The organism is Hoyosella subflava DQS3-9A1 (genome assembly GCF_000214175.1).
GTDB classification, from domain to species: domain Bacteria; phylum Actinomycetota; class Actinomycetes; order Mycobacteriales; family Mycobacteriaceae; genus Hoyosella; species Hoyosella subflava.
In genome coordinates, this window is the sequence record NC_015564.1 from 2,396,701 (window position 1) to 2,422,267 (window position 25,567).

Annotated in this window: 26 protein-coding genes; 20 read left to right on the forward strand and 6 right to left on the reverse strand. The window is 62.9% G+C overall.

Annotation, left to right across the window (positions count from 1 at the left end):
• Positions 1-52: 52 nt before the first annotated feature.
• Positions 53-1,495, forward strand: a complete 1,443-nt coding sequence (locus tag AS9A_RS11255; RefSeq protein WP_237707805.1) for an amino acid permease — start codon at positions 53-55, stop codon at positions 1,493-1,495.
• Here the strand turns inward: AS9A_RS11255 and AS9A_RS11260 are convergent.
• Positions 1,485-2,774, reverse strand: coding sequence for a helix-turn-helix transcriptional regulator (locus AS9A_RS11260; RefSeq protein WP_013807131.1), 1,290 nt, complete (start codon positions 2,772-2,774; stop codon positions 1,485-1,487). The two genes, AS9A_RS11255 and AS9A_RS11260, sit on opposite strands and share 11 nt — an antisense overlap.
• Before the next feature lie 156 nt (positions 2,775-2,930).
• Here AS9A_RS11260 and AS9A_RS11265 point away from each other — a divergent pair, with 156 nt between their 5' ends.
• From AS9A_RS11265 to AS9A_RS11275, 3 genes are all read left to right on the forward strand, one after another.
• A complete protein-coding gene (locus AS9A_RS11265) occupies positions 2,931-4,016 on the forward strand; it encodes an S-(hydroxymethyl)mycothiol dehydrogenase (RefSeq protein WP_013807132.1) in 1,086 nt (361 codons plus the stop codon).
• The gene (locus AS9A_RS11270) at positions 4,013-4,645 is read left to right on the forward strand and encodes an MBL fold metallo-hydrolase (protein WP_013807133.1); all 633 of its coding nucleotides are present in this window, start codon (positions 4,013-4,015) and stop codon (positions 4,643-4,645) included. Before AS9A_RS11265 ends, AS9A_RS11270 begins: the two co-directional genes overlap by 4 nt.
• Before the next feature lie 209 nt (positions 4,646-4,854).
• Positions 4,855-5,877: a glycoside hydrolase family 3 N-terminal domain-containing protein gene (locus AS9A_RS11275; protein ID WP_013807134.1), complete on the forward strand. Its 1,023-nt coding sequence runs from the start codon at positions 4,855-4,857 to the stop codon at positions 5,875-5,877.
• A 14-nt stretch (positions 5,878-5,891) separates the two neighbouring features.
• Here the strand turns inward: AS9A_RS11275 and AS9A_RS11280 are convergent, their stop codons facing one another.
• Entirely contained in the window at positions 5,892-6,176 is a 285-nt protein-coding gene (locus AS9A_RS11280) for a hypothetical protein (RefSeq protein ID WP_041451037.1), read from the reverse strand.
• A gap of 129 nt (positions 6,177-6,305) precedes the next feature.
• Here AS9A_RS11280 and AS9A_RS11285 point away from each other — a divergent pair, with 129 nt between their 5' ends.
• From AS9A_RS11285 to AS9A_RS11300, 4 genes are all read left to right on the forward strand, one after another.
• Entirely contained in the window at positions 6,306-6,899 is a 594-nt protein-coding gene (locus AS9A_RS11285; RefSeq protein WP_013807136.1) for a carboxymuconolactone decarboxylase family protein, read from the forward strand.
• On the forward strand, positions 6,896-7,771 hold the full coding sequence (locus AS9A_RS11290) for an RNA polymerase sigma-70 factor (RefSeq protein ID WP_013807137.1): 876 nt from the start codon (positions 6,896-6,898) through the stop codon (positions 7,769-7,771). The genes AS9A_RS11285 and AS9A_RS11290 overlap by 4 nt, the downstream gene beginning before the upstream one ends.
• 62 nt (positions 7,772-7,833) lie before the next feature.
• Positions 7,834-9,246, forward strand: coding sequence for a WS/DGAT/MGAT family O-acyltransferase (locus AS9A_RS11295; protein WP_013807138.1), 1,413 nt, complete (start codon positions 7,834-7,836; stop codon positions 9,244-9,246).
• Between the two features lie 62 nt (positions 9,247-9,308).
• The gene (locus AS9A_RS11300) at positions 9,309-10,145 is read left to right on the forward strand and encodes an alpha/beta fold hydrolase (protein WP_013807139.1); all 837 of its coding nucleotides are present in this window, start codon (positions 9,309-9,311) and stop codon (positions 10,143-10,145) included.
• A gap of 24 nt (positions 10,146-10,169) precedes the next feature.
• Here AS9A_RS11300 and AS9A_RS11305 read toward each other — a convergent pair whose 3' ends face one another.
• Complete coding sequence (locus AS9A_RS11305) at positions 10,170-10,859, reverse strand: DNA alkylation repair protein (protein ID WP_013807140.1); 690 nt, start codon at positions 10,857-10,859, stop codon at positions 10,170-10,172.
• Between the two features lie 62 nt (positions 10,860-10,921).
• Between AS9A_RS11305 and zwf the strand changes: the two genes are divergently transcribed.
• The 3 genes from zwf (at position 10,922) to AS9A_RS11320 (ending at position 13,684) form a co-directional block, all read left to right on the forward strand.
• Positions 10,922-12,403 (forward strand): glucose-6-phosphate dehydrogenase, encoded by a 1,482-nt coding sequence (zwf, locus tag AS9A_RS11310; protein WP_083826685.1) that lies wholly within the window; start codon positions 10,922-10,924, stop codon positions 12,401-12,403.
• A gap of 108 nt (positions 12,404-12,511) precedes the next feature.
• Complete coding sequence (locus tag AS9A_RS11315) at positions 12,512-12,856, forward strand: hypothetical protein (RefSeq protein WP_148262447.1); 345 nt, start codon at positions 12,512-12,514, stop codon at positions 12,854-12,856.
• A 276-nt stretch (positions 12,857-13,132) separates the two neighbouring features.
• Positions 13,133-13,684 carry a hypothetical protein gene (locus AS9A_RS11320; RefSeq protein ID WP_013807144.1) on the forward strand — a complete coding sequence of 184 codons (552 nt, stop codon included), beginning with the start codon at positions 13,133-13,135 and terminating at the stop codon, positions 13,682-13,684.
• A 96-nt stretch (positions 13,685-13,780) separates the two neighbouring features.
• Here AS9A_RS11320 and AS9A_RS11325 read toward each other — a convergent pair whose 3' ends face one another.
• From AS9A_RS11325 to AS9A_RS11335, 3 genes are read right to left on the reverse strand one after another with little or no spacing between them, the layout of a single operon-like run.
• A complete protein-coding gene (locus tag AS9A_RS11325) occupies positions 13,781-16,168 on the reverse strand; it encodes an ATP-binding cassette domain-containing protein (RefSeq protein WP_013807145.1) in 2,388 nt (795 codons plus the stop codon).
• 59 nt (positions 16,169-16,227) lie between these two features.
• Positions 16,228-16,638, reverse strand: coding sequence for a VOC family protein (locus tag AS9A_RS11330; RefSeq protein ID WP_041451838.1), 411 nt, complete (start codon positions 16,636-16,638; stop codon positions 16,228-16,230).
• 5 nt (positions 16,639-16,643) lie between these two features.
• Positions 16,644-17,093, reverse strand: a complete 450-nt coding sequence (locus AS9A_RS11335; RefSeq protein ID WP_013807147.1) for a helix-turn-helix transcriptional regulator — start codon at positions 17,091-17,093, stop codon at positions 16,644-16,646.
• Between the two features lie 195 nt (positions 17,094-17,288).
• Here AS9A_RS11335 and AS9A_RS11340 point away from each other — a divergent pair, with 195 nt between their 5' ends.
• The 9 genes from AS9A_RS11340 to AS9A_RS11380 all read left to right on the forward strand — a co-directional run bounded on the left by AS9A_RS11340 (position 17,289) and on the right by AS9A_RS11380 (position 25,541).
• Positions 17,289-17,696 carry a YciI family protein gene (locus AS9A_RS11340; RefSeq protein ID WP_013807148.1) on the forward strand — a complete coding sequence of 136 codons (408 nt, stop codon included), beginning with the start codon at positions 17,289-17,291 and terminating at the stop codon, positions 17,694-17,696.
• Positions 17,697-17,702: 6 nt separating this feature from the next.
• Complete coding sequence (locus AS9A_RS11345; protein ID WP_013807149.1) at positions 17,703-18,857, forward strand: RNA polymerase sigma factor; 1,155 nt, start codon at positions 17,703-17,705, stop codon at positions 18,855-18,857.
• A complete protein-coding gene (locus tag AS9A_RS11350) occupies positions 18,854-19,186 on the forward strand; it encodes a hypothetical protein (RefSeq protein WP_148262448.1) in 333 nt (110 codons plus the stop codon). The genes AS9A_RS11345 and AS9A_RS11350 overlap by 4 nt, the downstream gene beginning before the upstream one ends.
• Before the next feature lie 97 nt (positions 19,187-19,283).
• On the forward strand, positions 19,284-19,970 hold the full coding sequence (locus tag AS9A_RS11355; RefSeq protein WP_013807151.1) for a response regulator transcription factor: 687 nt from the start codon (positions 19,284-19,286) through the stop codon (positions 19,968-19,970).
• Positions 19,967-22,546, forward strand: a complete 2,580-nt coding sequence (locus AS9A_RS11360) for a DUF4153 domain-containing protein (RefSeq protein WP_013807152.1) — start codon at positions 19,967-19,969, stop codon at positions 22,544-22,546. The genes AS9A_RS11355 and AS9A_RS11360 overlap by 4 nt, the downstream gene beginning before the upstream one ends.
• A gap of 55 nt (positions 22,547-22,601) precedes the next feature.
• The gene (locus tag AS9A_RS11365; protein ID WP_041451839.1) at positions 22,602-22,997 is read left to right on the forward strand and encodes a TOBE domain-containing protein; all 396 of its coding nucleotides are present in this window, start codon (positions 22,602-22,604) and stop codon (positions 22,995-22,997) included.
• 35 nt (positions 22,998-23,032) lie between these two features.
• The gene (gene modA, locus AS9A_RS11370) at positions 23,033-23,788 is read left to right on the forward strand and encodes a molybdate ABC transporter substrate-binding protein (protein WP_158307359.1); all 756 of its coding nucleotides are present in this window, start codon (positions 23,033-23,035) and stop codon (positions 23,786-23,788) included.
• 5 nt (positions 23,789-23,793) lie between these two features.
• Complete coding sequence (modB, locus tag AS9A_RS11375; protein ID WP_013807155.1) at positions 23,794-24,468, forward strand: molybdate ABC transporter permease subunit; 675 nt, start codon at positions 23,794-23,796, stop codon at positions 24,466-24,468.
• Positions 24,453-25,541 (forward strand): ABC transporter ATP-binding protein, encoded by a 1,089-nt coding sequence (locus AS9A_RS11380; RefSeq protein WP_013807156.1) that lies wholly within the window; start codon positions 24,453-24,455, stop codon positions 25,539-25,541. Before modB ends, AS9A_RS11380 begins: the two co-directional genes overlap by 16 nt.
• Positions 25,542-25,567 lie beyond the last annotated feature (26 nt).

Sequence of the window (25,567 nt, forward strand, 5' to 3'; positions counted from 1 at the left end):
ATATGCCTCCAAACAGCGCACTATCCTCCGTGTTTAGGCATACGCTTCTTCGGTGAGCCCCTTATCCGGTGCCGCGTCACGAGGTCCAGCTCGCAGCACACCTCTGGGACAGCGCCCGCTTGGTCTCTTTCTTGTCGTAATGCTGATGTTCGGCATCATCACCAGCCTCAACGGAATGTCAGCCCTCGCAACCTACGGCCTGGGCGCGGTGTTCTACCTCGGTGTGGCCATCGTGCTGTTTCTGATCCCTGCCGCTCTGGTTGCCGCTGAGCTCGGAACGAGCTGCCGCCGCAATGGTGGCGTCTATGTCTGGGTCAGCGAGGCCTTCGGTCCGCGCGCTGGGTTTGTTGCCACGTGGCTGCAGTGGTTTCAGAACGTGGTCTTCTGGACAGTGGTACTGACGGGGGCAGCGGCGATGTTCGCGCTGTCCGTGCGCTGGGAAGCTGGCGCCGAGAACAAGCTCTACGCTGCGGCCGTCGTGGTGGGCACAATCTGGCTGGTTACTGTCCTTAGCCTGCTTGGCTTGCGAAGCTCCGGCATCCTAGGCACCTTCGGTGCGATCGTTGGCACGATCGTGCCTGGGTTGGTTTTGATCGCGTTCGCTGTGGCCTACCTGATGCGGGACGGTGCGTCCAACATCACCGGACCTTCCGCCGAGCTGATTCCGGACCTCACCGATCCTACGAACATCACGTTTGGACTCTCTGCGATTCTGATATTCGCGGGCATCGAGGTGATGGCCACCAGGATCGGCGAGATGCGCAATCCGGCTCGCGTGTATCCCTTGGCGACGCTGGTGTCGGTCCTGATGATCGCCGTGCTGCTCGTCCCAGCAACCCTCGCGATCGCGGTGCTAGTCCCCAGCGACCAGATCAGCATTACCGCCGGGATTGTCCAAGCCATGAATGTCGGAGTCGACAATGTCTGGCATATCGGCTGGCTGGTACCTCTCATGGCTCTGGCGATCTACATCGATGCCATCGGTGAGATTGCGGGGTGGATGGCCGCCACCCCTTCGGCTATGGCTACGGCTGCGAGGGAAGGTCACCTCCCCAAGCGGTTTGCGCGGGAAACGGAACGCAATACGGCGAAGCCTGTTCTGATCGGTCAGGCTGTGATTGGTTCCCTCATCAGTCTGCTATTTATCTTCCAGCCGAGTGTGGCCAGCATGTTCTGGTTACTTAGCGCCTTGCTCGTACAGCTCTATCTGATCATGTACGCGATGATGTTCGCGTCCGCACTGAAACTCCGCAAAACCCAGCCGCAGCTCGAGCGCCCGTTCGCCATTCCGGGCGGCGCCTGGGGAATTCGGCTGACATGCGGAATCGGCATTTGTTTCTCCGTTGCGGGAGTCATCGTCGGTTTCTTCCCCCCGGCCGGACTTGCAGAGGCAACCGCCGTCAGTCACACGATTATCCTGGTGGTCGCAGTGCTTATTGGAGTGCTCTCGCCGCTCGCGGTGTCCCATCTGAGCGGGCGGCGGGCTAGCGGGTAGCTGTCACTTCCGGTACTGCCCTGCCCTGTTCCGGCTGCAGCCCAATGGCCACGGCTTCGCCGCGGGTGGCTACTCCCAGTTTGCGAAGTATCTTGCCGACGTGGAATTTGACGGTACTTTCGCTGACACCGAGCTCATCCGCTATCGCTTTGTTGCGTTTGCCGCTGGACAGGTGGGCAAGCACTTCTCGTTCGCGGGCGTTGAGGTCGGCAAGCAGTTCTTCGTTGGCCCTGGTGGCGGGCGGCTCCAGCGGGTAGGTGATGATCACCCGGCTGCCCCACCCGTCCAATACCTCGATGGTGAGGGTCGCCCCTAGTGCGCGTGCTCGCGCATCAAGCTGGTGGCGCAGTGTGTCGCTATCGAGGCCGCCGGGGCCCTGGTCTCGGATGTCCACAATCAGGTTCGTTCCGTCGCACTGCCATCCGATGCGGATCCTGGATAGGTCCGCCTGTGCCGTGAACGCGAGCGTGCAGGTGGCGGTCATAGCGCGAGCGGCATACGCGACTTCTCCCGGGATCGGACGCCCTCCGGCGGGTGGGGCGATGTAGTCAATGTTGATCGTCTGGTCGCGCAGTAGCGTGGCGATTTCGCGGCGCAGACGCTTGAACGCCGCCGCAGGGGTTTCCTCGGAGAGCGCTCGGTCATGCGTCTGGGTGGACCGCAGGGCGAGAAGAGCCGCGGTTGCGGCCTCACGTGCTGTGAGCCGGGCTTGCGCATCGTCGAGGCTGCGCGAGCGCAACGCTGACAGAATCGAAGCGAGGCTTGCTTCGTGGGCTGCAGTGAGTTCGGCAATGGTGCGTGCCCGCTCGACTGACGCGGCGCGTGACTCCGCGAGGTAGTCAGGGCTCGCCTGAACGACTTGCTGGCTGATCGAGGTCGCTACCAGCCCGAAGACCGCCGACAATTCTTCATCATGCGGCGCGGGCGTGCCCGGCGTCTGCGGCACGAGAACGAGCAGAGTGTCCGTCGTATCGCGGGCCGCCCAAATCCAGCGGGCCTGACCGCCGAGATGCTTGGTGCCGGAGTAGCCTGCTGCTGGTCTGGCGTCATCTTTGATGACCTCGAGCTCATCGATGGTGACAGCTGAGACAATTTGGGCGTCACCGGCGACCTTGCGCGGTCGCCCAGTGCACTCACGGGTGAAGATCACAAGCGCGGTGTGTGGCCAGCGTGGCTGGAGGAAGTCTGATAAGCGGTGGGCGATCTCGAACAGTGGCCCCGCGATTACCTGCCGGATCGAACGGAGCCGCTCAGCGTCAGAGACTGGTGGAGCTGTCAAGATGTCCCGTCCTGAGGTGTTGGCTGACAGTCTAGTAATTACTGATCGTACGGCTAGATCCCGCCGTTGGGTATGAGCGGTAGCGTCAATCCATAGATGCGCACATGTGCATTCAACTCGGCTCAACAAGCTCGTTTGGTGAGGAGCACAACGTTTATGTCACAGCAGGTTCGGGGCGTGATCGCCCGGTCGAAGGGCGCCCCCGTTGAGGTCACCGACATCGTAATCCCCGACCCCGGGCCCGGAGAGGTCGTCGTCGCGGTCGCGGCATGCGGTGTGTGCCACACCGACCTGACCTACCGGGAGGGCGGTATAAACGATGAGTTTCCCTTCCTTTTGGGTCACGAAGCCGCAGGCGTCGTTGAAAGTGTCGGCGCCGGTGTGGACTCGGTAGCAGTCGGCGATTTCGTTGTGCTCAACTGGCGGGCAGTGTGCGGGCAGTGCCGTGCGTGTAAACGCGGTCGTCCACACCTGTGTTTCAGCACCTTCAACGCGACGCAGAAGATGACGCTGACCGACGGCACCGAGCTCAGCCCCGCCCTCGGAATCGGTGCATTCGCAGAGAAGACCCTGGTTCATGCTGGACAGTGCACGAAGGTGGACCCCACAGCCGACCCAGCCGTGGTGGGCCTTCTGGGCTGCGGGGTGATGGCCGGTCTGGGCGCCGCCGTGAATACTGGGGGTGTCGGCCGCGATGACTCGGTCGCCGTCATCGGCTGCGGAGGCGTTGGAGACGCAGCGATCATGGGTGCCGCTCTTGTCGGGGCACGGAAGATCATTGCGGTGGACCGGGATGAAAAGAAGCTCGAATGGGCCAAGGAACTCGGCGCGACACATACGGTGAACGCAGCTAAGGCGGATGCGGTCGAGGCGGTGCAGGAACTCACCGACGGGTTCGGTGCCGACGTTGTGATCGATGCGGTAGGCCGCCCGGAAACCTGGAAGCAAGCGTTCTACGCTCGTGATCTGGCTGGCACTGTCGTGCTGGTCGGTGTGCCGACCCCGGACATGAAACTGGAGATGCCGCTGCTGGACTTCTTCTCCCACGGTGGTTCGCTGAAGTCGTCCTGGTACGGAGATTGCCTGCCGGAGAGGGACTTTCCCACACTCGTCGACCTGTATCAGCAGGGCCGACTGCCGCTTGAGAAGTTTGTCACCGAGCGAATCAAGATCGACGAGGTCGAGGAAGCGTTCCACACCATGCACGGCGGCAATGTGCTGCGTTCGGTGGTGGTCCTGTGAGCGGGCAGCTGCGCATCGAACACGTCCTGACCGCAGGTGTTTTCGAACTCGACGGTGGTTCCTGGGATGTCGACAACAACATCTGGCTCATCGGTGACGATGACGACGTCATCATTATTGACGCCGCGCATGACGCGAAACCGATCATCGCCGGTGCTGGCAATCGCAACGTCACCGCGGTGATCTGTACTCACGGCCACAATGACCACGTCACTGTGGCCCCGCAGCTCGGGGCGGACTTGCACGCGCCGGTCCTGCTACATCGCGGAGACGAGGCGCTCTGGGAGATGACGCATCCGGGCGAGAAGTACTGGGCGCTGCACGACGGCCAGCGGATCGCGATCGCCGGGACTGAAATCGAGGTCATCCACACTCCCGGGCACTCACCAGGTTCGGTGTCTCTGCATCTCCCGGAAGCGAAAGCCCTCTTCTCGGGCGACACCCTCTTCTCCGGAGGCCCCGGCGCGACGGGTCGGTCCTTCTCTGACTTCCCGACCATCATCGGCTCCATCCGCGACAAGCTCTTCGCTCTGCCCGAAGACACCCGCGTCTACACCGGGCATGGGGACGGCACGACCATCGGCTCCGAAGCTCCCTACCTGGAGGAATGGATCAAACGAGGCCACTGAGCCGCAATCTCCTCGGGAAACTACGCATTTACTCGATTAGTTTCCCGAGGAGATCGACAGTATTTGCAGGAAGTGTGCATCCTCGGCGCCACCCACCGCCGGTGGTAACGAATATGTCACGACAGATGCCGTTCTGTGACAGAGCGGCGATTGGCCCACCTAGCCTGAAGTGACACATATCACATGTTCAGCCACGAAGTGGGTGCGGTATGGATCGACGGGCATTCCTCAGAGTAGCGGCGGTCTCGGGCGCGATCGGTGCGCTCTCGGCAGGCGGGGCGATCGCCCCAGCCTCTCCCCTCGGTTCGATCGGAGCGCCGCTGGCCGGCGCGCGACGGGTCATCTATTCGTACCCTGGTGCTACTCCCCCGCCGGAATTGTTCGACCGGATCCGGCGCGGCATCGGGGGCGTCATCTTCTTCGGTGAAAACATCACGTCAGGCGGGCAGATCGCTGACGTGGTGCGGCAGTTGACGCTCACTGCGCTCGGCTCCGGGTATGTGTTGCGGCTTTTCGTCGACCAGGAAGGCGGCATGGTCAAGCGCCTACCGGGCGGGCCCGCGATGTCAGCTAAACAGGTTGGCGCCCAGCCAGATCCGGGCGCTGCAGGAGGAACGCAAGGCACGGAGGCAGCCATGGCGCTCCTTGCGGCGGGAATGAACGCCAACCTCGCCCCGGTGATGGGCGTCTACCGTTCCGAGGGAGACTTTCTCGACCAATACGAGCGCAGCTTCGGCATGAACAAGGAAACGGTCGCTCAGGCGGGTTCGGCTTTCATTCGAGCGACACAATCGATGGGTGTCAGTGCGTGCGCAAAGCATTTCCCGGGCCTGGGCGCAGCCTCCGCCGATGAGAACACGGATTTGGGGCCAGTCACTATTGATCTGCCGGAGCACGTCCTCAGCGATATTGACGAGTTCCCGTTCAGAGCGGCGGTAGAGGCGGGGGTTCAGATGGTGATGCCCTCGTGGGCGGTGTACCCCTCACTCGACCCTGCGCGCCCGTCGGGGATGTCTTCTGAAATCCTTCGCGGGCGGTTACGCGGACGACTTGGGTTCCGGGGCCTGATCGTGACCGATGCGGTAGAGGCAGGGGCGCTGGCGCAGTACGGAAGCACCGGCAATCGTGCGGTCACCGCCGTGGACGCCGGGGTCGATCTGTTGTGCTGCTCAGCCCGCGATGTCGCGCAAGGTGACGAGGCGGCGCAAGCGCTGGTGATGGCCGGCAAATAACAGGCGGGCGCGAGTCAGGCGCCGCCAATCCCGTTGAGAAGGAACCAGAACACGGCGAGACCGACAAAGGCCAGCCCGATTCCGGTCGAGGCTCCCACCAGGATCCGTTTCCCAGGTGACGCGCCATCGTGTGCCAGCGGCAACCAGAAGGCCACAAGCGCGCCCGCCGCCCCCATCACCACGAACTGAATTGGAATTATCCAGTTCTCAGTTCCCGGACCGTCGAGAAAGAACGCAGAAACGGGAAGGATGAAGATCCCGAGTATGAGGAGTATCAACACGGCGGGCAGTCGGCTCACGCACGCCAGAGTAGTCCGCTCATTGGGTTTTCTCGCTGCTGGTGCGCGGCCGCAGATTTCTGCCTAAACCGTGTCACAAACCCGACCCGGCCGGCGTCTCTATGTAAAGGCACGCAATTAGGAGGAGACATGGCCAGCACAACTCGGGTCCCCAAGGCAGAGATCACGGGGCTTTACGGGGCCGTAGTAAAGAAGTTCAGCAAGAGGATGTTCGGCAAAGTACCCGAGTCACTCGAAGTGGCGTGGAACCACAAGCAGGTGCTCAAGTTCAGCTTCGGGCTCGGCCAGAAATCGAGGAAATGGAACGAGTGCGATGAGAACCTGAAGTCGTTCGCGCACATGGCAGTCGCGTCCGTGGTCGGCTGCAGCTTCTGTCTCGACCTCGGGTACTTTATGGCGCACAATCAGTCGCTCGACGAAGTGAAGGCCCGCGAAGTGCCCCGCTGGCGAGAGTCCGAGGTGTTCACTCCGCTGGAGAGGGACGTGCTGCAATACGCCGAGGCAATGAGCCAGACCCCACCGACTGTCACCGACGAGTTGTCGGCGCGGCTGCTGCAGGCGCTCGGGACACCGGCACTGCTGGAACTCACCGCATTTATCGCGCTGGCTAATTTCTACTCCCGGAACAATGTTGCGCTTGGCATTGAAGCGGAAGGTCTGGCGGCTTCGTGCGGCCTCAAACCGCTCGCGCAGCCATCGGGAAAGGTAACGTCAGCGAGATGAGCGACGACGCGTTCGTCGCCCACCGCAGCCTGCTCTTCACGGTCGCGTACGAGATGCTCGGTTCTGCCGTCGACGCCGAAGACGTGGTGCAAGAGACCTGGTTGCGGTGGGCCCGGGCCGAACAATCGGCTGTGCGTGACCCGCGGGCTTACCTGGTTCAGGCGGTTACCCGGCAGGCACTCGACCGGCTGCGCAACCTCAGTCGGAAGCGTGAGACCTACGTTGGAGAGTGGCTACCCGAGCCGTTGCTGACCAGCCCCGATGTCGCTGAGGATGTCGAGTTGGCCGAAAGCGTTTCCATCGCCATGCTCACTGTGCTGGAGACACTCGCACCAGCGGAACGCGCCGTCTTCGTGCTGCGCGAAGTTTTTGATGTGCCGTACGAGGAGATCGCGGCGGCTCTCGGCAAAACCCAGGCATCCACACGGCAGATCGCCCACCGTGCGCGTGCGCACGTCGCCGCCCGTCGGCCACGGATGGATGTCACTAGCGCCGAACAACAGGCCGTGGTGGAAAAGTTCTGGGCCGCGAGCCGCAGCGCCGACCTGCAGGCGCTCCTCGATGTGCTCGCCCCAGACGTCGTATTCGTAGCCGACGGGGGTGGACTGGCGCCTGCCGTGCGACGACCGGTCACCGGCGCGACGCGTGTTGCGACGATGCTCACCAGATTCGCGGCCCTCGCACCTGACGCCAAGTTCGCATCAATATGGCTGAACGGCGCCCTTGGCCTGCGCGTGGAACACAATGGGCAGCTCGACACCACAATCAGCATCAGCGTTGAGAACGGTCGAATCACTCATATCTATGCGATCCGGAACCCGGACAAACTGGGTCGTCTCCAGGAGGTAACGCAGATCCGGCGGGACTACTGACGTGGCGCGGCTGGTGCCCAGAAAAGCTGAATAGTTCTCGCCGTAGAGGGTAGCTTAGCGGCATGGCGAAGTGGCTGTCCCCGCTCGACGCGATGTTCTTGTACATGGAAACGCCCGACTCGATGATGCATGTTGGTGGGCTGATCGAGATCGAGGTCACCAAAGGCACCGCTGGGGAGATGAGCAGGCAGATCCGCGACGAGCTCCAGGAAATGAGTTCCGCGCAGCCGCCCTGGAACCGCAAACTTGCCACCCCCCGGTTCCTGAAGAACCCGGCGCACCGGTGGGTCGTGGACACCGAATTCGACGCGATGTACCACCTGCGCCGCGCAGCGCTGCCCACTCCGGGCGGCGAACGCGAACTTGGTGTGCTGGTGTCGCGGCTGCACAGCCGTCCGCTCGATTTCCGTCGCCCACCGTGGGAGTGCTACATCATCGAGGGCCACGAGTCAGGCAACTTGATCATCTACACCAAGGTGCACCATTCGCTCGTCGACGGCTATACCGCCGTGAAGATGCTGATGCGTTCCTTCTCCACCACCCCCGACGGACCCGATGAACCGTTCTTCTTTCAGATCCCGCCCGAGCCCCGGCGCACCAAGCCTGTCAGCGATTCTTCAGACGAGAGCGCGCCAGCGGACCAGGGCTCCTTTGTCAGCGCCGTCGCGGGCCATTGGATGTCTGCCCGCGATATCGGCAAGGGCCTCGGCAGACTGGCGCGTTCCCGATTCCGCAAACACGATCCGATCATCACTGTGCTGCAGGCACCCCGCAGCATCCTCAACGGCCGGATTGGCCGCAACCGGCGCTTCGCCACCCAGCAATACGATTTTGCGCGTCTGCGGGCGATCGCCGACGCAGCCAACTGCACGCTGAATGATGTTGTCCTGGCAGTATGCGGTGGCGGGCTGCGTTCTTACCTGCAGAGCATCGATGCGCTCCCGGAAAAGTCCCTGGTCGCGTTCGTGCCTGTCAATATCCGGCCAAAGGACGATGACGGTGGCGGGAACATGGTCGGCGGGATGCTCGCCTCACTTGGCACCGATGCCGACAATGCCGAGGACCGACTGCGGGCCGTTGTCTCGTCGACCAGCGCGGCGAAGCGACAAATGGAGAACATGACCCGCGCCGCGATCATCGGCTACACAACCTACGTTGGTTCGCCCCTGATGATTCAGACTGGTCTTGCCAAGATGGGACTTGGCAGGGTCATCCCGCCCAGCTTCAACGTGGTCATTTCCAACGTGCCGGGTCCGGCGCAGCCACTCTACTTTCGGGGCAATCGGCTCACCTCGGTCTATCCAGTGTCGTTCCTGATGCATGGCGGACCACTGAACATCACGTGCGAGAGCTACGGCGAAACCCTCAACTTCGGCTTCGTCGGATGCCGAGACACTCTGCCGCGCCTGCAGCGGCTCGCGCTCGCCTGCGGAGAGTCTCTGGATGAGCTTGAAAAGGCCTACGTCACCCCGTAGCGCCGCATATGTTGACTGGAGCCGTCCCCGGTACTCGGATACCGAGCAACTAGTATCGCGACATGAACTGGTCGCAGGCCACCACGCCCGATGGGCAGACATTCGTCTACGACGACCGTGGCTCCGGTCCCCTGATCGTCCTGTGGCACGGATACCCGGACACCCCGAACGGCTGGACTTCGACGGCTGAAGCGCTTGCAGCTGCTGGGTACCGGGTCATCACCCCGTGGTTACGCGGCTACCACCCCGCGACGGTGCAACAAGGCCGTGACTACCGCCCGAGGACGCTCGCGCAGGAAACATCGCGGTTGCTCGATGCCTTGGGCGAGGAGGATGCCATTGTCGTCGGACATGATTTTGGCGCGTTGCTTACGTACGGTGCTGCGGCATACACACCGGAGCGCGTGCGTGCGATCGTGACTGTCGCCATTCCGCACGTGAGTCTGATGAAGCCGAGCCTGGGTCTTGCCTGGAGTGCCCGGCACTTCGCTGAACTTCGGCTCCCCTGGGCCCGACAGTGGGTGCAGCGCAAGGACTTCAAGTACATCAGCGACGAATACCGGCGCTGGGCGCCGAACTGGAATGGGGAATCCCGGGACCGCACACTCGCTGACACGAAAAAATGCTTCGCTGAACCCGGCAACCTCGACGGCGCACTCGCCTACTATCGCCAGTTCAACGGGCAGTTTGGACGCATCGGGCACACGATAGATAAGCGTGGCCTCGCAGTGGGTGGCACTGCGGACCTCATCCCGGCAGAAGCTGTCGAAGCGACACCCTCACGACTAAGGGAGGGCTCCACGGCGCTCATCATCGAAGGAGCGGGCCACTGGCCTCACCGTGAGAACGAGTCACAGTTCCAGGGCGCACTGCTCGAGTTCCTCGCGTCACTGGAGTGAATTGCCGCTGTCAAGGCGGGAGTCCTAGGTCAAGTACTGGAGGCGCTCATCTTTCCCGAGCTTCTCGATAGCGAGCCGCACCGCCGCCCGCGGCATCGACGCTGCGTGCCTGTCGAGAAATTGGTGCAGAGAACCACGATCCCGCTCCCCCGCATGCTTCAGGAAGATTCCAACTGCCTTGTGCGCGAAAGGATGTGGGTCCGCGGCAAGCAGTTCGGCGATCGCAAAACCAGCAGCAATGTCAGTATCGGATCCCGCGTGGACGAAGAACAGCGGTGCAGTGATGGCGGTGCGGCGATGAAGCGGGTCGTCAGCCCGTGCGAGGGCGTAAAGCGGCTCGACGTCCTTACCTGCTAGGTACCCGCCAACTACCCGGGGCGCAGCACGGTCAACCATGTCCCATGCAGTAATCCGGTCATGGTTGTCGAGGTAGCAGTCGTACAGAGCTTTCCGCTGTTCAGGTGTGATCGCACGGGCCCGGGCCTTGAAGTCGAGGATGCAGAAAGCGGCCATGCGAGGCTCATATGCAGGGTGCTCAAGCAGCCGCTGCACCTCGGCGAGCGGCAGTTCGGTGTGTGCTTTCGCGATGTCGAACAGGATGCGCATACGGACACCGAATGCCTCGTCATCCGGGCCGAGTCGCTTTCGGATGATCGTCAGTTCTGCGTCTGACTGGCTGGCCTGTAGTGCGGCGACGATATCCCGCGCAAGCATGGTTGTATTCAAGCACCTTCAAGCTCGCGCCGCTGCAACTAGAGACTGCGTCATTTCCGGGCATGGGACGAGCTGCAAAGTGCAACGATGGCAGCGTGACACCTGACGATGAAAGAGCCAGCCCCGAACCGCACGTTGTCGTGCTTTTCGGTGCTACTGGTGATCTAGCGCGCCGGAAACTGCTTCCCGGGATGTTCCACTTGGCGATATCGCGGCTCGCACCTGACATGCGCATTGTCGGCACCTCTTTGGAGGACATGGATGACGCTCAATTTCGCGAACTAGCGGTCAGGGCGTGTCGCGAGTTCTCAAGTCGGCCAGCGGACGACGACCAGCTCGAACAGTTCGCAAGACAACTGCATTACGTGCCGCAGGAAAAGGGAGCTGAGGCGCTGTCCGCGGCGGTGAAAGCAGCTCGAGCGGCGCTCGAGGGTCCGACTCGACTGCTGCACTACCTGAGTGTGCCGCCCGCGGCCGCCATTCCGGTTATCCAGACGCTGGAAGCAGCCGGCCTGGTCGAAGGATCCAGGGTCATCATGGAGAAGCCTTTCGGCACTGATCTCCAGAGCGCGAAGGCCTTGAACGCAGCCATCCACACCGCCTTCGCTGAGCCGCAGATCTTCCGTATCGACCACTTCCTGGGCAAAGAACCGGCGATGAATATCCTCGCCTTCCGATTCGCGAACGGGTTCATCGAGCCAATATGGAACCGGACATTCATCGATCACATTCAGATCGACGTTCCGGAGCAGCTCTCCCTGGAAGGCCGCGCTGCGTTCTACGAGCCGACCGGCGCGTTCCGCGACATGGTGGTGACGCACCTTTTCCAGGTCTTGGCGTTCGTGGCGATGGAACCGCCGACGGCACTCGCACCGGAACCGATCAGCGAGGAAAAGAACAAGGTCTTCCGGTCGATGCTGCCGCTGAAACCGAGCAATGTAGTACGTGGCCAGTATCGCGGCTACCGTGAGGAACCCGGCGTTTCAGCGACCTCGGATACCGAGACCTTCGTTGCCCTGAAGTGCGAGATCGACAACTGGCGGTGGGCGGGAGTGCCCTTCTATCTTCGGACCGGCAAGTGCTTGGCTGAGGGTCAGCGGATAATCTCTATCGCATTCCGGGATCCGCCCCGCAGCATGTTCCCCGCGGGGTGCGGCGTGGGAACGCAAGGGCCTGATCACTTGACCTTCGACCTGGCCGACGATTCACGAATGTCCATCTCGTTCTACGGCAAACGCCCCGGCCCAGGCATGCTGCTGGACAAACAAAGCATGCAATTCGGCCTGGAAGGGACAGCAGACGCGGATGACGTGCTCGAGGCGTACGAGCGGCTCATACTGGACGCGATGCATGGCGATCGCACCCTCTACACCACCTCCTGCGGCATCGAGAGGCTGTGGGAAGTGTCCGCGCCGCTCCTAGAGAATCCCCCGCCAGTGCACCCTTACGACGCCGGTTCGTGGGGACCTAGCAACATCGAGGAATTGATCGCACCCCTTGAGTGGCGCCTTCCGTTTGAGCGCGCCTGGCGTGCACGAGAGTAAACCCGGGACCGCCCCACCGTTCGTCTCATACTTAAGGCTGACGCCTCAGGTCCAATATCATCCGCGAGGACGATGTGCGCGGTTCCCTCTAGCCGTAGCGTCTTCGTTGTGGATAGATCTGCGGAGAATGCGGTGCTGACGGGCGGCCTCGTGCAGTTCGGCGTGCTCATTGCAGTTGTCGGGCTGTCGATAGCTGGATGTCTCGTGGCCTATGGACTGATGAGTGACTTCGGATCGAAGGCCGAGTGGATGCGCGCGCTCCTCACTGGTGCCACGGGCGTCATAGTTTTTGCCGCCGGGGTGCTTCTGTCTGCTGAAGGCGTCCTCAGCGGCGTGTTGCGCTACCTTCCAGAAGCTGGCGGCCTGATCGTGGTGTCAGCAGCGGTGCTGGCATTCACCGCATTTGCATCCGCGTTGCGAGATCATAGGCAGACTTATCATGTGTCGCAGTAATTCTCGGTCGGCCTACCGGGTAGACCCGGCGGGTGCCCCGTTCGGGAATTATCGAGCCTGTTGCAACGGTGGACTAATAGTGGTGGCGGGACCTCGCAAGGTCTACCCATCAGGAATCCCGTACTACGAAATTGTGGGCCAGCCAGGTGCATACGTCCCCGCAGCACACCTGGATTGGGTAGAGCGAGTCAGCACCACAACGTGCAGAGTTTCCGGTGAGGGTGCCGCCTGATAGCTTGGGCTGTATGCGCGTATCCGCGAAATTTCTCGAGTCAGATGGACTTTAAAGCACAGCGCGAAATCGAGTGGCGGCTTGAACCCTGGTCGTCGGCGCTGGGCGCTGACCGCACCGCGTATTCACACCATGTCCTTCGCGTGCTCGGGTTGTGTGATTTGTTGTGGGAGCGAAGCCCCGACAGCGCGTTCCCGCCGAGCGGGCGGGAAGAGTATCTGACTGCGCTTGCGTTTCATGACCTCGGAATCTGGTCAGCGGGCACCATGGACTACCTCGGCCCGAGCGTTGCGCTAGCTCACCAGTGGCTCGACAAGCATGGCCAGGGCCACCATCGCGTTGCGGTCGCGGCGATGATCGAGCACCACCACAAGTTGCGCCCCGCAGGCCCCGCAACCAGCCCTGTGGAGATCTTGCGCAGGGCAGACCTTATTGACGTCACCCTCGGTCTCATCGCTTTTGGGATACCGAGGCGCGCATACAAGGATCTGTTACACACCTATCCGGACGCGGGATTTCACCCGAAGCTCGCCAAGATGATTGGTCGGCGCCTTCTCGCGCACCCACTCTCTCCGATGCCCATGATCCGGTTGTGACCGCACCTCAAAATCCAGCTGCGGATGTCCCCCAAACCCGGCGTTCCCGTGTAGTTGTGTTGACCCCCGCAGCTGGATCTAGGAAGGGGGGCGCAGTCACGCGCCGACGTACGCGGCAAGGTGCTCGCCTGTGAGGGTTGATCGAGCATCAACGAGTTCCCGCGGTGTCCCTTCGAAGACGATCCGGCCGCCATCGTGCCCCGCTCCCGGTCCCAGGTCGATGATCCAGTCCGCATGCGCCATCACGGCCTGATGGTGTTCTATGACAATCACTGACTTGCCCGCGTCAACGAGCCGGTCAAGCAGGCTCAGCAGTTGCTCGACATCAGCGAGGTGCAGGCCCGTGGTGGGCTCATCGAGAATGTAGATTCCGCCTTTTTCACCCATGTGGGTGGCGAGCTTGAGGCGCTGCCGCTCGCCGCCCGACAGCGTGGTGAGTGGCTGTCCGAGGCTGAGATAGCCGAGTCCTACCTGCTCCATCCGTTCGAGGATCTTATGCGCCGCAGGGGTGCGTGCCTCGCCATCACCAAAGAACTCCTCAGCTTCAGTCACCGGCATCGCAAGCACTTCAGCGATGTTCCGCCCGCCCAGTGTGTACTCCAGGACCGACGCCTGGAACCGCTTCCCCTCGCACTCTTCGCAGGGTGATTCGACAGTGGCCATCACTCCGAGTTCTGTGTAGATGACACCGGCGCCGTTGCAGGTGGGGCACGCGCCTTCGGAGTTCGCGCTGAAGAGGGCAGGCCTCACGCCGTTGGCTTTAGCGAACGCTTTACGGATGGGTTCTAGCAGCCCGGTGTAGGTTGCGGGGTTGCTGCGTCGTGACCCCTTGATCGCTGTCTGGTCAACTGTCACCACCCCATCGCGGCCTGAGACTGACCCATGGATCAGGGAGCTCTTCCCGGAACCCGCCACACCCGTGACCACGCACAGCACCCCGAGCGGAACGTCGACGTCGACGTCGTGAAGGTTGTGGGTGGACGCGCCGCGAATCTCGAGCGTGCCGGAAGCCGAACGCACGGCGTCCTTGAGAGTTGCCCGATCGTCGAGGTGGCGGCCGGTGAGAGTATCGCTGGCCCGCAGTCCGTCCACCGTGCCCTCAAACACCACCTCACCGCCAGCAGTACCGGCGTGCGGGCCGAGGTCGACGACATGGTCGGCAATAGCGATGGCTTCGGGCTTGTGCTCGACGACGAGGACGGTGTTGCCCTTGTCGCGCAACCTCAGCAGCAGGTCGTTCATCCGCTGGATGTCGTGCGGGTGCAGTCCGATCGTCGGCTCGTCGAATACGTAGGTGACGTCAGTGAGGGAGGATCCGAGGTGCCGGATCATCTTGACGCGTTGCGCCTCGCCTCCCGAAAGTGTGCCCGACGGTCTCTCGAGGGAGAGGTAACCGAGCCCGATTTCGACGAACGATTCGAGGGTGTCCCCTAGCGCCGTCACGAGCGGCGCCACGGAGGGTTCGTTCAGGCTGCGGACCCACACGGCGAGGTCGTTGATCTGCATCGCGCACGCATCAGCGATGCTGAGCCCGTTGATCTTCGACGATCGGGCCAGCTCGCTCAGTCGCGTGCCGTCGCACTCTGGGCAGGTGGTGAAGGTGACAGCCCTGTCGACGAAGGCCCGGATGTGGGGCTGCATCGCTTCCCGGTCTTTGGAAAGGAAGGACTTCTGAATTCGCGGAATCAGGCCCTCGTACGTGACGTTCACGCCGTCGACTTTGATCTTGGTGGGTTCTTTGTACAGGAGGGCTGAGCGCTCCCTCTTAGTGAAGTTGCGGATCGGCTTGTCCGGGTCGAAGAACCCGCAGCCGCGGAAGATGCGGCCGTACCACCCGTCCATGCTGTAGTTGGGGATTGTCAGCGCACCCTCGTTAAGCGAGAGACTCTCGTCGTAGAGGGCGGAAAGATCGAAGTCGGTGACCTTCCCTCGGCCTTCGCAGCGGGCACACATGCCGCCGGTGACACTGAATGTGCGGCGCTCTTTTACCGTCTCGCCGCCTTTTTCGAGGGTCACTGCGCCAGCCCCGCTGATCGACGCGACGTTGAAGGAGAACGCTTGCGGAGAGCCGATGTGAGGCTGTCCGCGTCTGCTGAAGAGGATGCGCAGCATCGCGTTGGCGTCAGTGACGGTGCCGACTGTCGAGCGGGGGTTTGCGCCCATTCGCTCTTGGTCAACGATGATCGCAGTGGTCAGTCCGTCGAGCACGTCGACCTCGGGCCGCCCCAGCGTCGGCATGAACCCCTGCACGAATGCGCTGTACGTTTCGTTGATCATTCGCTGGGATTCTGCTGCGATTGTGCTGAACACCAAAGAACTTTTGCCCGAACCTGAGACGCCGGTGAACACCGTGAGTCGCCGCTTCGGGATCTCGACGCTGATGTCTTTGAGATTGTTTTCCCGCGCACCGTGCACGCGGATCAGGTCGTGGCTGTCGGCAGCGTGCCGCGCGGGCGGTTCTGACATTTCAGTGGTGATGCTCATAGTGCCTCCCTCTGGAACGCGATGCGGCCTGCGCGGTCTCCGCTGCGTCACCTGCTCGATCAGTGAACTTCCTGGATGCGGACGGTGTTACCGGCGGGATCGCGGAACGCGCAGTCGCGGGTGCCCCACGGCTGGTCTGTGGGCTCCTGCATTACTTCCGCGCCGCTTGCCTGAACTTTCTCGAAGGTGCCGTTGACGTCTGTGGTCGCCAGCATGATCGCACCGAATGTGCCTTTTGCCATCATCTCGGAGATGGTGCGGCGTTCCTCCTCGGTAATGCCGGGGTCGGCGGCGGGCGGAGTCAAGACGATGTTCATGTCGGGCCGCTGCGGGGGGCCGACGGTGATCCAGCGCATTCCGTTGTACCCGACGTCTTTACGGACCTCGAAGCCGAGGGCGTCACAGTAGAACGCCAGCGAGGCGTCAGGATCGGTGTGGGGAAGAAAACTTGCGTTGATTGTGATGTCCATGGCAGTCACTTTAAGTTCGCCGGCGACACCCTCGCTTCTTGATTCCTGATCGGTCTGCTGACTTGTTTCGCGACGCATGACGGAATCCCCGCGGTCTCGGTTGCCGCTTCTCGCCGATAAACACTCGGCGGCACGCCGACTAGTTCCGTGAATCGCGTGCTGAAAGTTCCCAGTGACTGACAGCCAACTGCGAAGCAGACCTCGGTGACGCTGAGGTCGCCACGGCGAAGAAAAGCCATTGCCCGCTCGATACGCCGTGTCATCAGGTAGGAATACGGCGATTCGCCATACGCGGCCCGGAACTGCCGACTGAGGTGGCCTGCCGACATGTGGACATCGCGGGCAAGCGCTTCCACGTCAAGGGGCTGCGCGTATTCCCGGTCGATCCGGTCGCGAACGCGTCGCAGCAGCGCGAGGTCTCGCAAGTACTGCGCCGAGGCAGGTGTGCTCGTCACTCGTGAATCGTCCCATGTCCTCGCGCGCGTTGCCTAGCTTTGTCGCGCCGGACATCCTTCGGACCGACCGCATAATCGTGGCTAGTCCAAGTTTCGCCAGAAAATTGTTGTGATGGGATGTCGAGAACCCCCACACAGCTTCGTCCCTGGGGTGAACGCGGCCACAATGGGCCGTACCGCACTAAGGAGAACATGATGGCCAAGTACCTGCTGCTGAAGCATTACCGTGGCGCGCCGGCGCCGGTCAATGACGTGCCGATGGACCAGTGGACGCCAGATGAAGTGGCAGCCCACGTGCAGTACATGCAGGACTTCGCCGACCGGCTCGAGGGCACGGGCGAGTTCGTCGACGGCCAGGCGTTGTCCCCGGAGGGTACGTTCGTCCGCTATGACGGTGACGGGCGGCCGCCTGTCACTGACGGCCCGTTCGCTGAGACCAAGGACTTGATCGCCGGCTGGATGGTGATCGACGTCGAGAGTTACGAGCGGGCGGTCGAACTGGCTGGCGAGTTGTCGGCGGCCCCGGGTGCCGGTGGGAAACCGATCCACGAATGGCTCGAGGTGCGCCCGTTTCTGGCCGCGCCGCCGACCATTACGGAGTGACGGTCGGTGGACGAGACCCTGCTACGGGCCCTCACTCCCGCTGTGATCGGCGTCCTCGTCCACCGCGGAGCTGACTTCGCGGCGGCCGAGGACGCCATGCAGGACGCCCTGGTGGAGGCCTTGCGGGTATGGCCGGGCAATCCGCCTCGCGACCCCAAGGGCTGGCTGGTCGCAGTTGCCTGGCGTAAGTTTGTCGACGCCGCTCGCGCCGGTACCTCTAGGCGGCGGCGCGAGGTGCTCGTTGAGGGTCAGCCCAGCCCGGTCCCGGGCGCAGCGGCAGACGACACGCTTCAGCTGTACTTTCTGTGCGCACACCCATCCCTCACTCCCGCTTCGGCGGTCGCACTGACGCTTCGTGCGGTCGGCGGCCTGACTACGCGTCAGATCGCGCAGGCCTACCTCGTGCCAGAGGCGACGATGGCCCAGCGCATCAGCCGGGCGAAACGGACCGTCGCGGGCGTCCGGTTCAACCAGCCTGGCGACGTCGCTACCGTGCTGCGCGTGCTCTACCTGGTGTTCAACGAGGGGTACTCCGGAGACGTCGACCTCGCTGCCGAGGCAATCCGGCTCACCCGGCAAGTGGCAGCAATGACGAACCACGAGGAGGTGGCCGGACTGCTCGCGCTCATGCTGCTGCACCACGCACGGCGCCCGGCACGCACACGCTCGGACGGCAGCCTCGTACCTCTTGCCGAGCAGGACCGAAGCCTATGGGACACACGGATGATCGCGGAGGGCGTCGACGTGCTCCAGGCGGCTCTGAACCGCGACAGGCTTGGCGAATTCCAGGCTCAGGCCGCCATCGCTGCACTCCACGCTGACGCCCAGACTGCCGAGGAGACTGACTGGGTGCAGATTGTTGAGTGGTATGACGAACTGGTGCGTCTCACCGGCAGTCCAGTGGCCCGCCTCAACCGGGCTGTGGCGGTCGGCGAGGCGGACGGACCACGCGCAGGGCTGGCCGCCCTTGCGGAACTCGACCCCGCCCTTCCTCGCTACAACGCTGTAGCGGCGTATCTGCACGAGCGCGACGGTGATCCCGTGACCGCGGCACGGCTCTATGCGGGAGCTGCTCGGCTGGCCTCCAGCGTCGCCGAACGCGACTACCTCACGCGGCAGGCCGCGCGGCTCAACGCACAGCACATACAGTTGGGACCGTGAGTACGCCACGAGACCCGTCCAGAGCGCAAGCACCTGGCAGATCGAAAGCTCTCACAGCCACAGGCCACGCGAGCCAGGCCATTGCCGGGTTCGTTGCGGGCGCATTCGTGTGGGCAGGCCTCTTCCGTGGGATGTACCTGCTTGACGTGTGGGTTCCGTGGTACCTGATGCTGGTGGCCCCACTAGTCGTCGCGGCAGCCGGAGTGTACGCGGCGAGACGTTCTACGGCGCGAATCAACACAGCCGCGTGGGCGTTCCTCGCGGGGACCCTCGGTTGGACGCTAGCAGCGAGCGGGGCTGTGCTGGCGCTAATGCTGGCCGTCTCGTGAATCGTGCGGAGACCGGGACTCCAAGTGGCGGATTGCTTCACAGAATCTCCACACGGCGTGCCCATAACCTGCAGGCGCGCGCGCATACGCTCTCGGTATGACGATTTCGACCATCCTCGTCGTTGAGGATGACCCCACGATCAGTCAGGCCTTAGCGGATCGCCTCACGGCGGAAGGTTTCCGTGTCATTCAAGCGTTCGACGGCCCTGCAGCGGTGCTGGCGCACGATGCTCATGAGCCGGACGTCGTCGTGTTAGACGTCATGCTTCCGGGGTTCGATGGGCTCGAGGTCTGCCGGCGGATTCAGGCGGCGCGGCCGGTTCCGGTGCTGATGCTGACTGCCCGTGATGCGGAGACCGATCTTCTGGTTGGCCTCGGCGTGGGGGCCGATGATTACGTGACGAAGCCCTTCCGGATGCGCGAACTCGTGGCGCGGGTGAACGCACTGCTGCGCCGCGTGGAAAGAGCGCGCGAACTTGCCGCAAGCGGCGCGAGCCGGATTTCTTTCGATGCCCTCACCCTCGACCGCAGTACCCGCGAAGTGACGATCGACGGTGCAAGGGTGCACCTCACGCCGATCGAGTTCGACCTCCTTGCTTTGCTCGCGGAGCAACCGGGCAAGGTTCATTCACATGACGATTTGATGCGCGAGGTGTGGGGATGGCCTGACTCGTCGGGCACTCGGACGCTGGCTAGTCACGTCAAAACGTTGCGTGCGAAGATCGGGGCCCACCGCGTCCGGACTGTGCACGGGGTCGGCTATGCGCTGGCGGTGGCACAGTGAACCCGGACCGGCCGCTCGACGGTTTCCGCTCGATCAAGGTCAAGCTAGGAATTCTCGTCGCATCGAGCGTTGTTGCCGCAGTGCTCGTTTCTGAGGCAGGCAGCCGGGCCGGTGTCCCAGCTTGGCTGACAATGCCGGTCACAGTGGCTGTCGCGCTTGCGGTGACGCAATGGCTGGCCCGCGGTATGACTTCGCCGTTGCGCGAGATGACGGCCGCAGCATCCGTAATGGCGACGGGTGACTACTCCAGCCGAGTCACGACGACGTCACGGGACGAAGTCGGCGAACTTGCCCGGGCTTTCAATACGATGGCAGCGGACCTTTCGGCTTCTGACCAGCAGCGGCGTCAGCTTGTGGCGACAGTTTCGCATGAATTGCGCACCCCGTTGACCGCCCAGCAAGCGTTGCTGGAGAACCTGGTTGACGGGGTCATCTCGCCGGACTCGGAAAGCCTGCGGACAGCTCTCGCCCAAGCTGAGCGCCTCAGCGCGCTCGTATCCGATCTGCTCGATTTGAGTCGAGTTGACGGTGGAGTCACGCCGTTGACTCTCTCCCGCATTGATCTCGCGGAGCTCATCGATCAGGGAGTCCGCGAAGCGAACGCCGCAGGTGCGGACCGGCGGTACATTCGGTTTGACGTGTCCGTAGACGCTGCCCAAGCGGAGATCTACGCCGATGCTGGCCGCCTGGCTCAGGTGATCGCGAACCTGCTCGACAACGCAGTACGGCACTCACCGGTCGGAGGCACCGTCACCGTACGTGGCGGCGCCCTCGACACCCAGCGGTGGGCGCTCGAAGTATTCGACGAGGGGCCCGGCATTCCCGCTGACCGCGCTGAGAGTGTCTTCACGCGGTTCGGCTCATGGAGTGACTCCGGCGGCGGTACCGGACTTGGTCTGGCGATCGCCAGCTGGGTGTGCGAACTCCACGGCGGATCGATTTCAGTGCTTCCCGCCGATTCGGGTGCACACCTGCGAGCCGTCCTTCCGACCGTGCCCTCCCCTGCCTCTGTCTCAGAACCCACGAAAGAGAATTCCGTGCCCCACGCAAGTTCAGCGGCTGTGGCCGAACCACCGCCAGCCCGAAGTTCAGCCCCGACGCCCCCTGCGGACTCGCCAGTCGCCCAATTGTTTGGAAATGCCTGGCCAGAACGCAATCAGAAAGCGCGTCCCGACCTCGTCCTGGGGTGTGTGGGTGTCGGCGTGCTCGCTGCCCTGATCCTGCCGGAACGCAACAACATCGGCCTTGGAGCGCTGCTCGTACTTTTTGTCTGTGGCGGCGTGGTGTTTGCCGCGTCCGTGCGCAAACGCGCGCCCTGGACGATGGCACTCGCACTGGTTAGCGCTGGTTTGGGGTCATTGCTGGTTCTGCGCGATGCCGACTGGTTGTCCGTGCTCGCAGTGCTCATCGTGGTGGTTCTGACTATGTCTGCGCTCACAGGAGCACGCGCTGTTGCTGCGACAGTGCTTGCGGCGGCCTCCTGGCCGGTTGCGGCTCTCCGGGGGCTCCCGTTGCTCGGCCGTTCGATGTCTGCATTGTCGCGTCATTCGATCATCTGGCCGGTGCTCCGCACGGTCGTGATTTCGGTTGCGGCCCTGGTGATCTTCGGCGGGCTCTTCGCTTCCGGAGATGCGATTTTTGGTTCGTGGGCGGACCAGCTCATCCCGGATGTGAACGCGGACGGCTTTGTCTACCGATCATTCGTTGGATTCTTCGTCGGCGGCACTGTACTCGCCGCAACATATGTCGCGATCAATCCTCCGCCTGTCAACAACACGGCGATGACGTCAGGCAGACCAGTGCACCGCCGGTTTGAATGGCTCGTCCCGCTGGGTCTGGTGATCGCCATCTTCGGTGTTTTCCTCGCGGCACAAGCGTCCGCGATGTGGGGTGGCCACGACTATGTTCAGCGGACTACCGGACTCACGTACGCCGAGTACGTGCATCAGGGGTTCGGTCAGCTTGTCGCGGTGACATTCCTGACGCTCGTCACCGTTGCGCTTGCGGCCAGGAAAGCTCCGCGAGTGACGGCGAATGACCGCCTTCTGCTGAATGTCTCGCTGGGGCTCCTCTGTGTACTTGCACTTGCTGTTGTCGGTTCAGCACTGCTGCGAATGTATGTGTACCAGGAGGCGTACGGATTCACCGTGTTGCGTGTACTTGTTATCGCCTTCGAATTCTGGATGGGTCTACTGCTCGTGTTCGTGCTCACGGCCGGAATCGTGCGCCACGGGCGCTGGATTCCCCGCGGCGCGCTGCTCTCGGCTGCACTTTTCATCCTGGCGATCGGCCTGATCAACCCCGAAGCCTTCGTGGCTCAGCGGAACATTGACCGTTACAACGAGACTGGAAAGATCGACACCCACTATTTGCGCAGACTGGGCCCCGACGCCACCCCCGCCATCGTTGCAGGGCTCCCCCGTGAGCTTGCCACGTGCATTGTCAGTGCTCCGCCGAACTTGTCGGATGACGTTCTCGAGTGGAATCTGGGGCGTGCACGGGCCGCCGCAGCAGCGCAGGGGCTTGATCCAAGTCAGACAACAGGGTGCGACAGCTGGTTATTAGACCAGTCCTAGTATTCGGGTTCCAGCAGCCTATAATTCCGCTATTGCGGTATGTATGCTGCCTTCTGTGCCGCAATTCCGTCTGAGTCAAGCCGCTGACCTCCTCGGGGTCAGCGACGATACCGTGCGCCGGTGGGTGGCGCAGAAACTCCTTGTGGCCGACGCCGATGGAGCGGGCCGTCAGGTGATCGATGGCGCCGAGATCGCGGCGTTTGCGCGTGAACGCGCGAGCAGCGGCAGTGGCGGTGGGCGGGTATCCGCGCGCAACCGCATCAGAGGGATCGTGACTGAGGTGCAGAAGGACGGGCTCATGGCTCAAGTGGAGGTGACCGCCGGCCGATTCCGTCTGACGTCGCTGATGTCCCGCGACGCCGCCGAAGAAATGGGCTTGCAACCCGGAGTGGCGGCGACGGTCGTCGTGAAGGCCACAAACGCCATCATCGAGACAGAGAGCGCGGGTTGATGTTGCGACGATTCGTCCTAGCGTTCTCTCTGGTGATGGTCGCGATAGCCGGGTGCGGCGCGCCTGGCGATCCCGATGAGGAAACCCAGACTGTCGCTGTGGCGGCCGCGGCCGATCTGAAGTTCGCCCTCGACGAGATCATCAATGCCTTCGAAGCCGAACACGACGGCTGGCAGATCTCCGTTTCCTACGGCTCGTCCGGCAACTTCGTCCAGCAGATACGCAACGGCGCACCGTTCGATGTGTACCTGTCAGCGGATATCACGCTTGCGGAAGCTCTCGCCGACGGCGGCTTCGCGGACCCAGCTGACGTCTTCGGCTATGCGACGGGGCGCCTAGTGGTGTGGGCGGCTGATGGGTCGCCTGCAGACCCCACAGCGGGCGTCTCGGGGCTGGTTAAGGACGACGTGAAGACCGTCGCGATCGCTAATCCGCAGCACGCACCCTACGGGCAGGCCGCCGAGGCTGCGATGCGAACCGCGGGCGTGCTGGAAGAGTTGAAGGGCAAACTGGTATTGGGCGAGAATATCGCGCAGGCTGCCGAGTTCGCGCAAACAGGGAACGCTGATGCGGGAATCATCGCTCTCTCCCTGGCACTATCTCCCGGACTGCGTGACGTTGGCGCGTTCAGTGAAGTACCTCTGGATGACTTTCCGCGGCTGAATCAGGGCGGCGTGGTCCTGAGCCGTGCGTCCGAAAGCGCGCACATTTTCGCGGATTTCCTGACCTCCCCGGCCGGGCAGGAGATCCTGTCGAGATATGGGTTCTCCCCACCCGACGGTGAAGGCTGACGGACGTGGATTGGGACGCGGTAGTACTCAGCCTGCGCCTTGCCGCTGCTACCACGGTTGTCTTGCTGCTCACGGGGATTCCGCTGGCGGCCTGGCTAGCGTACTCGCGCAGGCGATGGACGGTGGTCGTGGAGGCAGTTGTCGCGCTGCCTCTCGTACTACCGCCGACGGTCTTGGGCTTCTACCTTCTCGTCGCCCTCGGCAACCGCTCTCCGATAGGGCGGTGGTGGATCGAGCTGACGGGCTCACCACTGGTCTTCACCTTCAACGGTTTGCTTATCGCCTCGGTCCTGCACAGTCTGCCGTTTGCTGTGCAGCCGCTGATGGCGTCTTTCGCAGGAGTTGACCGGCGGTTGCTCGAGGCGTCAACAGTGCTGGGCCGGACGTGGCCGGCGACCATCGTCAAAGTAGTGCTGCCGCTCTCCCGTGCGGGGCTGGTTACCGCGGTAGTGCTGACGTTCGCACACACCATCGGCGAGTTCGGGGTGGTACTTATGGTCGGAGGCAACATCCCTGGCCAGACACGGACGGTCGCCATTTCGATTTACGACAGTGTGCAAGCCTTTGATCATGCAACCGCGGCGCGAACGAGCTTTGTGCTGCTGTTGTTCTCACTTGTCGTACTTGTCGCGACGTACACGATCAACCGGAGAGGCAGGCCCGCATGGCCCCGGCCCTGACCATCCGTGTTCGCCACCGTTTGCTCGACGTGGACCTGGAACTGCCGATGGATTCCGCCGCGCCTGTCACCGTTCTCTTCGGCGCATCTGGCGCAGGGAAAACGACACTGCTGAGGTGTGTTGCAGGACTGGAGAAACCTGCACCCCCGAGCCGGATCGCCTTTGGCTCGGAAGTATGGAACGACGGCCGCCGCCAAGTACGGCCCAGGCACCGGCGTGTGGGTTATCTCTTCCAGGACCATGCACTCTTCCCCCACCTGAGTGTGGACGCCAATGTGGCATATGGACTTGTCGGGGTCCCTCGCGGTGAGCGCAGAACTCGCACTGACAGTGCGCTGGCTACAGCGGGCGCTACGCATCTCTCCGGGCGCGCGACCTCGGAGTTGTCCGGCGGGGAAGCTCAGCGCGTCGCACTTGCCCGCGCGCTCGCCGTAGATCCTCGGCTGTTACTACTGGATGAACCGCTCTCGGCGCTTGATGGACCCACGCGCGCGCGTCTGCGCACTGAACTTCGCTCGATTCTGGTGGCAACCGGTACGCCCACACTGCTGGTCACGCACGACCGCACCGAAGCGCTAGCCCTCGGCGACAGGATCGTCGTTCTCGTTGACGGCCACGTCCACCAGCAGGGGCCAGTCGAAAGCGTCTTCTCACAACCCGCGACGCCACATGTTGCTGAAGCTGTCGGCGTCGAAAATGTCTTGCCTGGCACCGTTGAAGGCAATGGCGACGGGGTGGTGCACATTCGTTTGTCGTCGGGCACACTTACTGCGCTAGATCCTGGTGATCTTGCCGTCGGTATCCGCGTCCTTGCCTGTATACGGGCCGAGGACGTGGCCCTGGAGGCGACCGAGCCGCACCGTGCGAGCCCACGCAACCACATCCCCGCGCTGGTGCGCTCAGTTGTCTCTGAGGGGCCGTTGCAGCGGGTAGAACTCGACGCCGGTGTGCCGTTAACGGCCTACATCACCCGCCCAGCGTGTGACGAACTTGGGCTCGCGCCCGGCTCACGTGTTACTGCCGCCATGAAAGCGACCGCGGTGCATGTCATCGCGCGCACAGAAGGTGCATGACACGATGAACCGGCACGACAGACACC

Bases quoted from the DNA above. Each gene is read 5' to 3' on its own strand.
- AS9A_RS11265 (WP_013807132.1), top strand. From the start codon at position 2,931: ATGTCACAGCAGGTTCGGGGCGTGATCGCCCGGTCGAAGGGCGCCCCC.
- AS9A_RS11275 (WP_013807134.1), top strand. From the start codon at position 4,855: ATGGATCGACGGGCATTCCTCAGAGTAGCGGCGGTCTCGGGCGCGATC.
- AS9A_RS11285 (WP_013807136.1), top strand. From the start codon at position 6,306: ATGGCCAGCACAACTCGGGTCCCCAAGGCAGAGATCACGGGGCTTTAC.
- AS9A_RS11290 (WP_013807137.1), top strand. From the start codon at position 6,896: ATGAGCGACGACGCGTTCGTCGCCCACCGCAGCCTGCTCTTCACGGTC.
- AS9A_RS11295 (WP_013807138.1), top strand. From the start codon at position 7,834: ATGGCGAAGTGGCTGTCCCCGCTCGACGCGATGTTCTTGTACATGGAA.
- AS9A_RS11300 (WP_013807139.1), top strand. From the start codon at position 9,309: ATGAACTGGTCGCAGGCCACCACGCCCGATGGGCAGACATTCGTCTAC.
- AS9A_RS11305 (WP_013807140.1), bottom strand. From the start codon at position 10,859: ATGCTTGCGCGGGATATCGTCGCCGCACTACAGGCCAGCCAGTCAGAC.
- zwf (WP_083826685.1), top strand. From the start codon at position 10,922: ATGGGACGAGCTGCAAAGTGCAACGATGGCAGCGTGACACCTGACGAT.
- AS9A_RS11320 (WP_013807144.1), top strand. From the start codon at position 13,133: ATGGACTTTAAAGCACAGCGCGAAATCGAGTGGCGGCTTGAACCCTGG.
- AS9A_RS11325 (WP_013807145.1), bottom strand. From the start codon at position 16,168: ATGAGCATCACCACTGAAATGTCAGAACCGCCCGCGCGGCACGCTGCC.
- AS9A_RS11330 (WP_041451838.1), bottom strand. From the start codon at position 16,638: ATGGACATCACAATCAACGCAAGTTTTCTTCCCCACACCGATCCTGAC.
- AS9A_RS11340 (WP_013807148.1), top strand. From the start codon at position 17,289: ATGGCCAAGTACCTGCTGCTGAAGCATTACCGTGGCGCGCCGGCGCCG.
- AS9A_RS11355 (WP_013807151.1), top strand. From the start codon at position 19,284: ATGACGATTTCGACCATCCTCGTCGTTGAGGATGACCCCACGATCAGT.
- modA (WP_158307359.1), top strand. From the start codon at position 23,033: ATGGTCGCGATAGCCGGGTGCGGCGCGCCTGGCGATCCCGATGAGGAA.
- AS9A_RS11380 (WP_013807156.1), top strand. From the start codon at position 24,453: ATGGCCCCGGCCCTGACCATCCGTGTTCGCCACCGTTTGCTCGACGTG.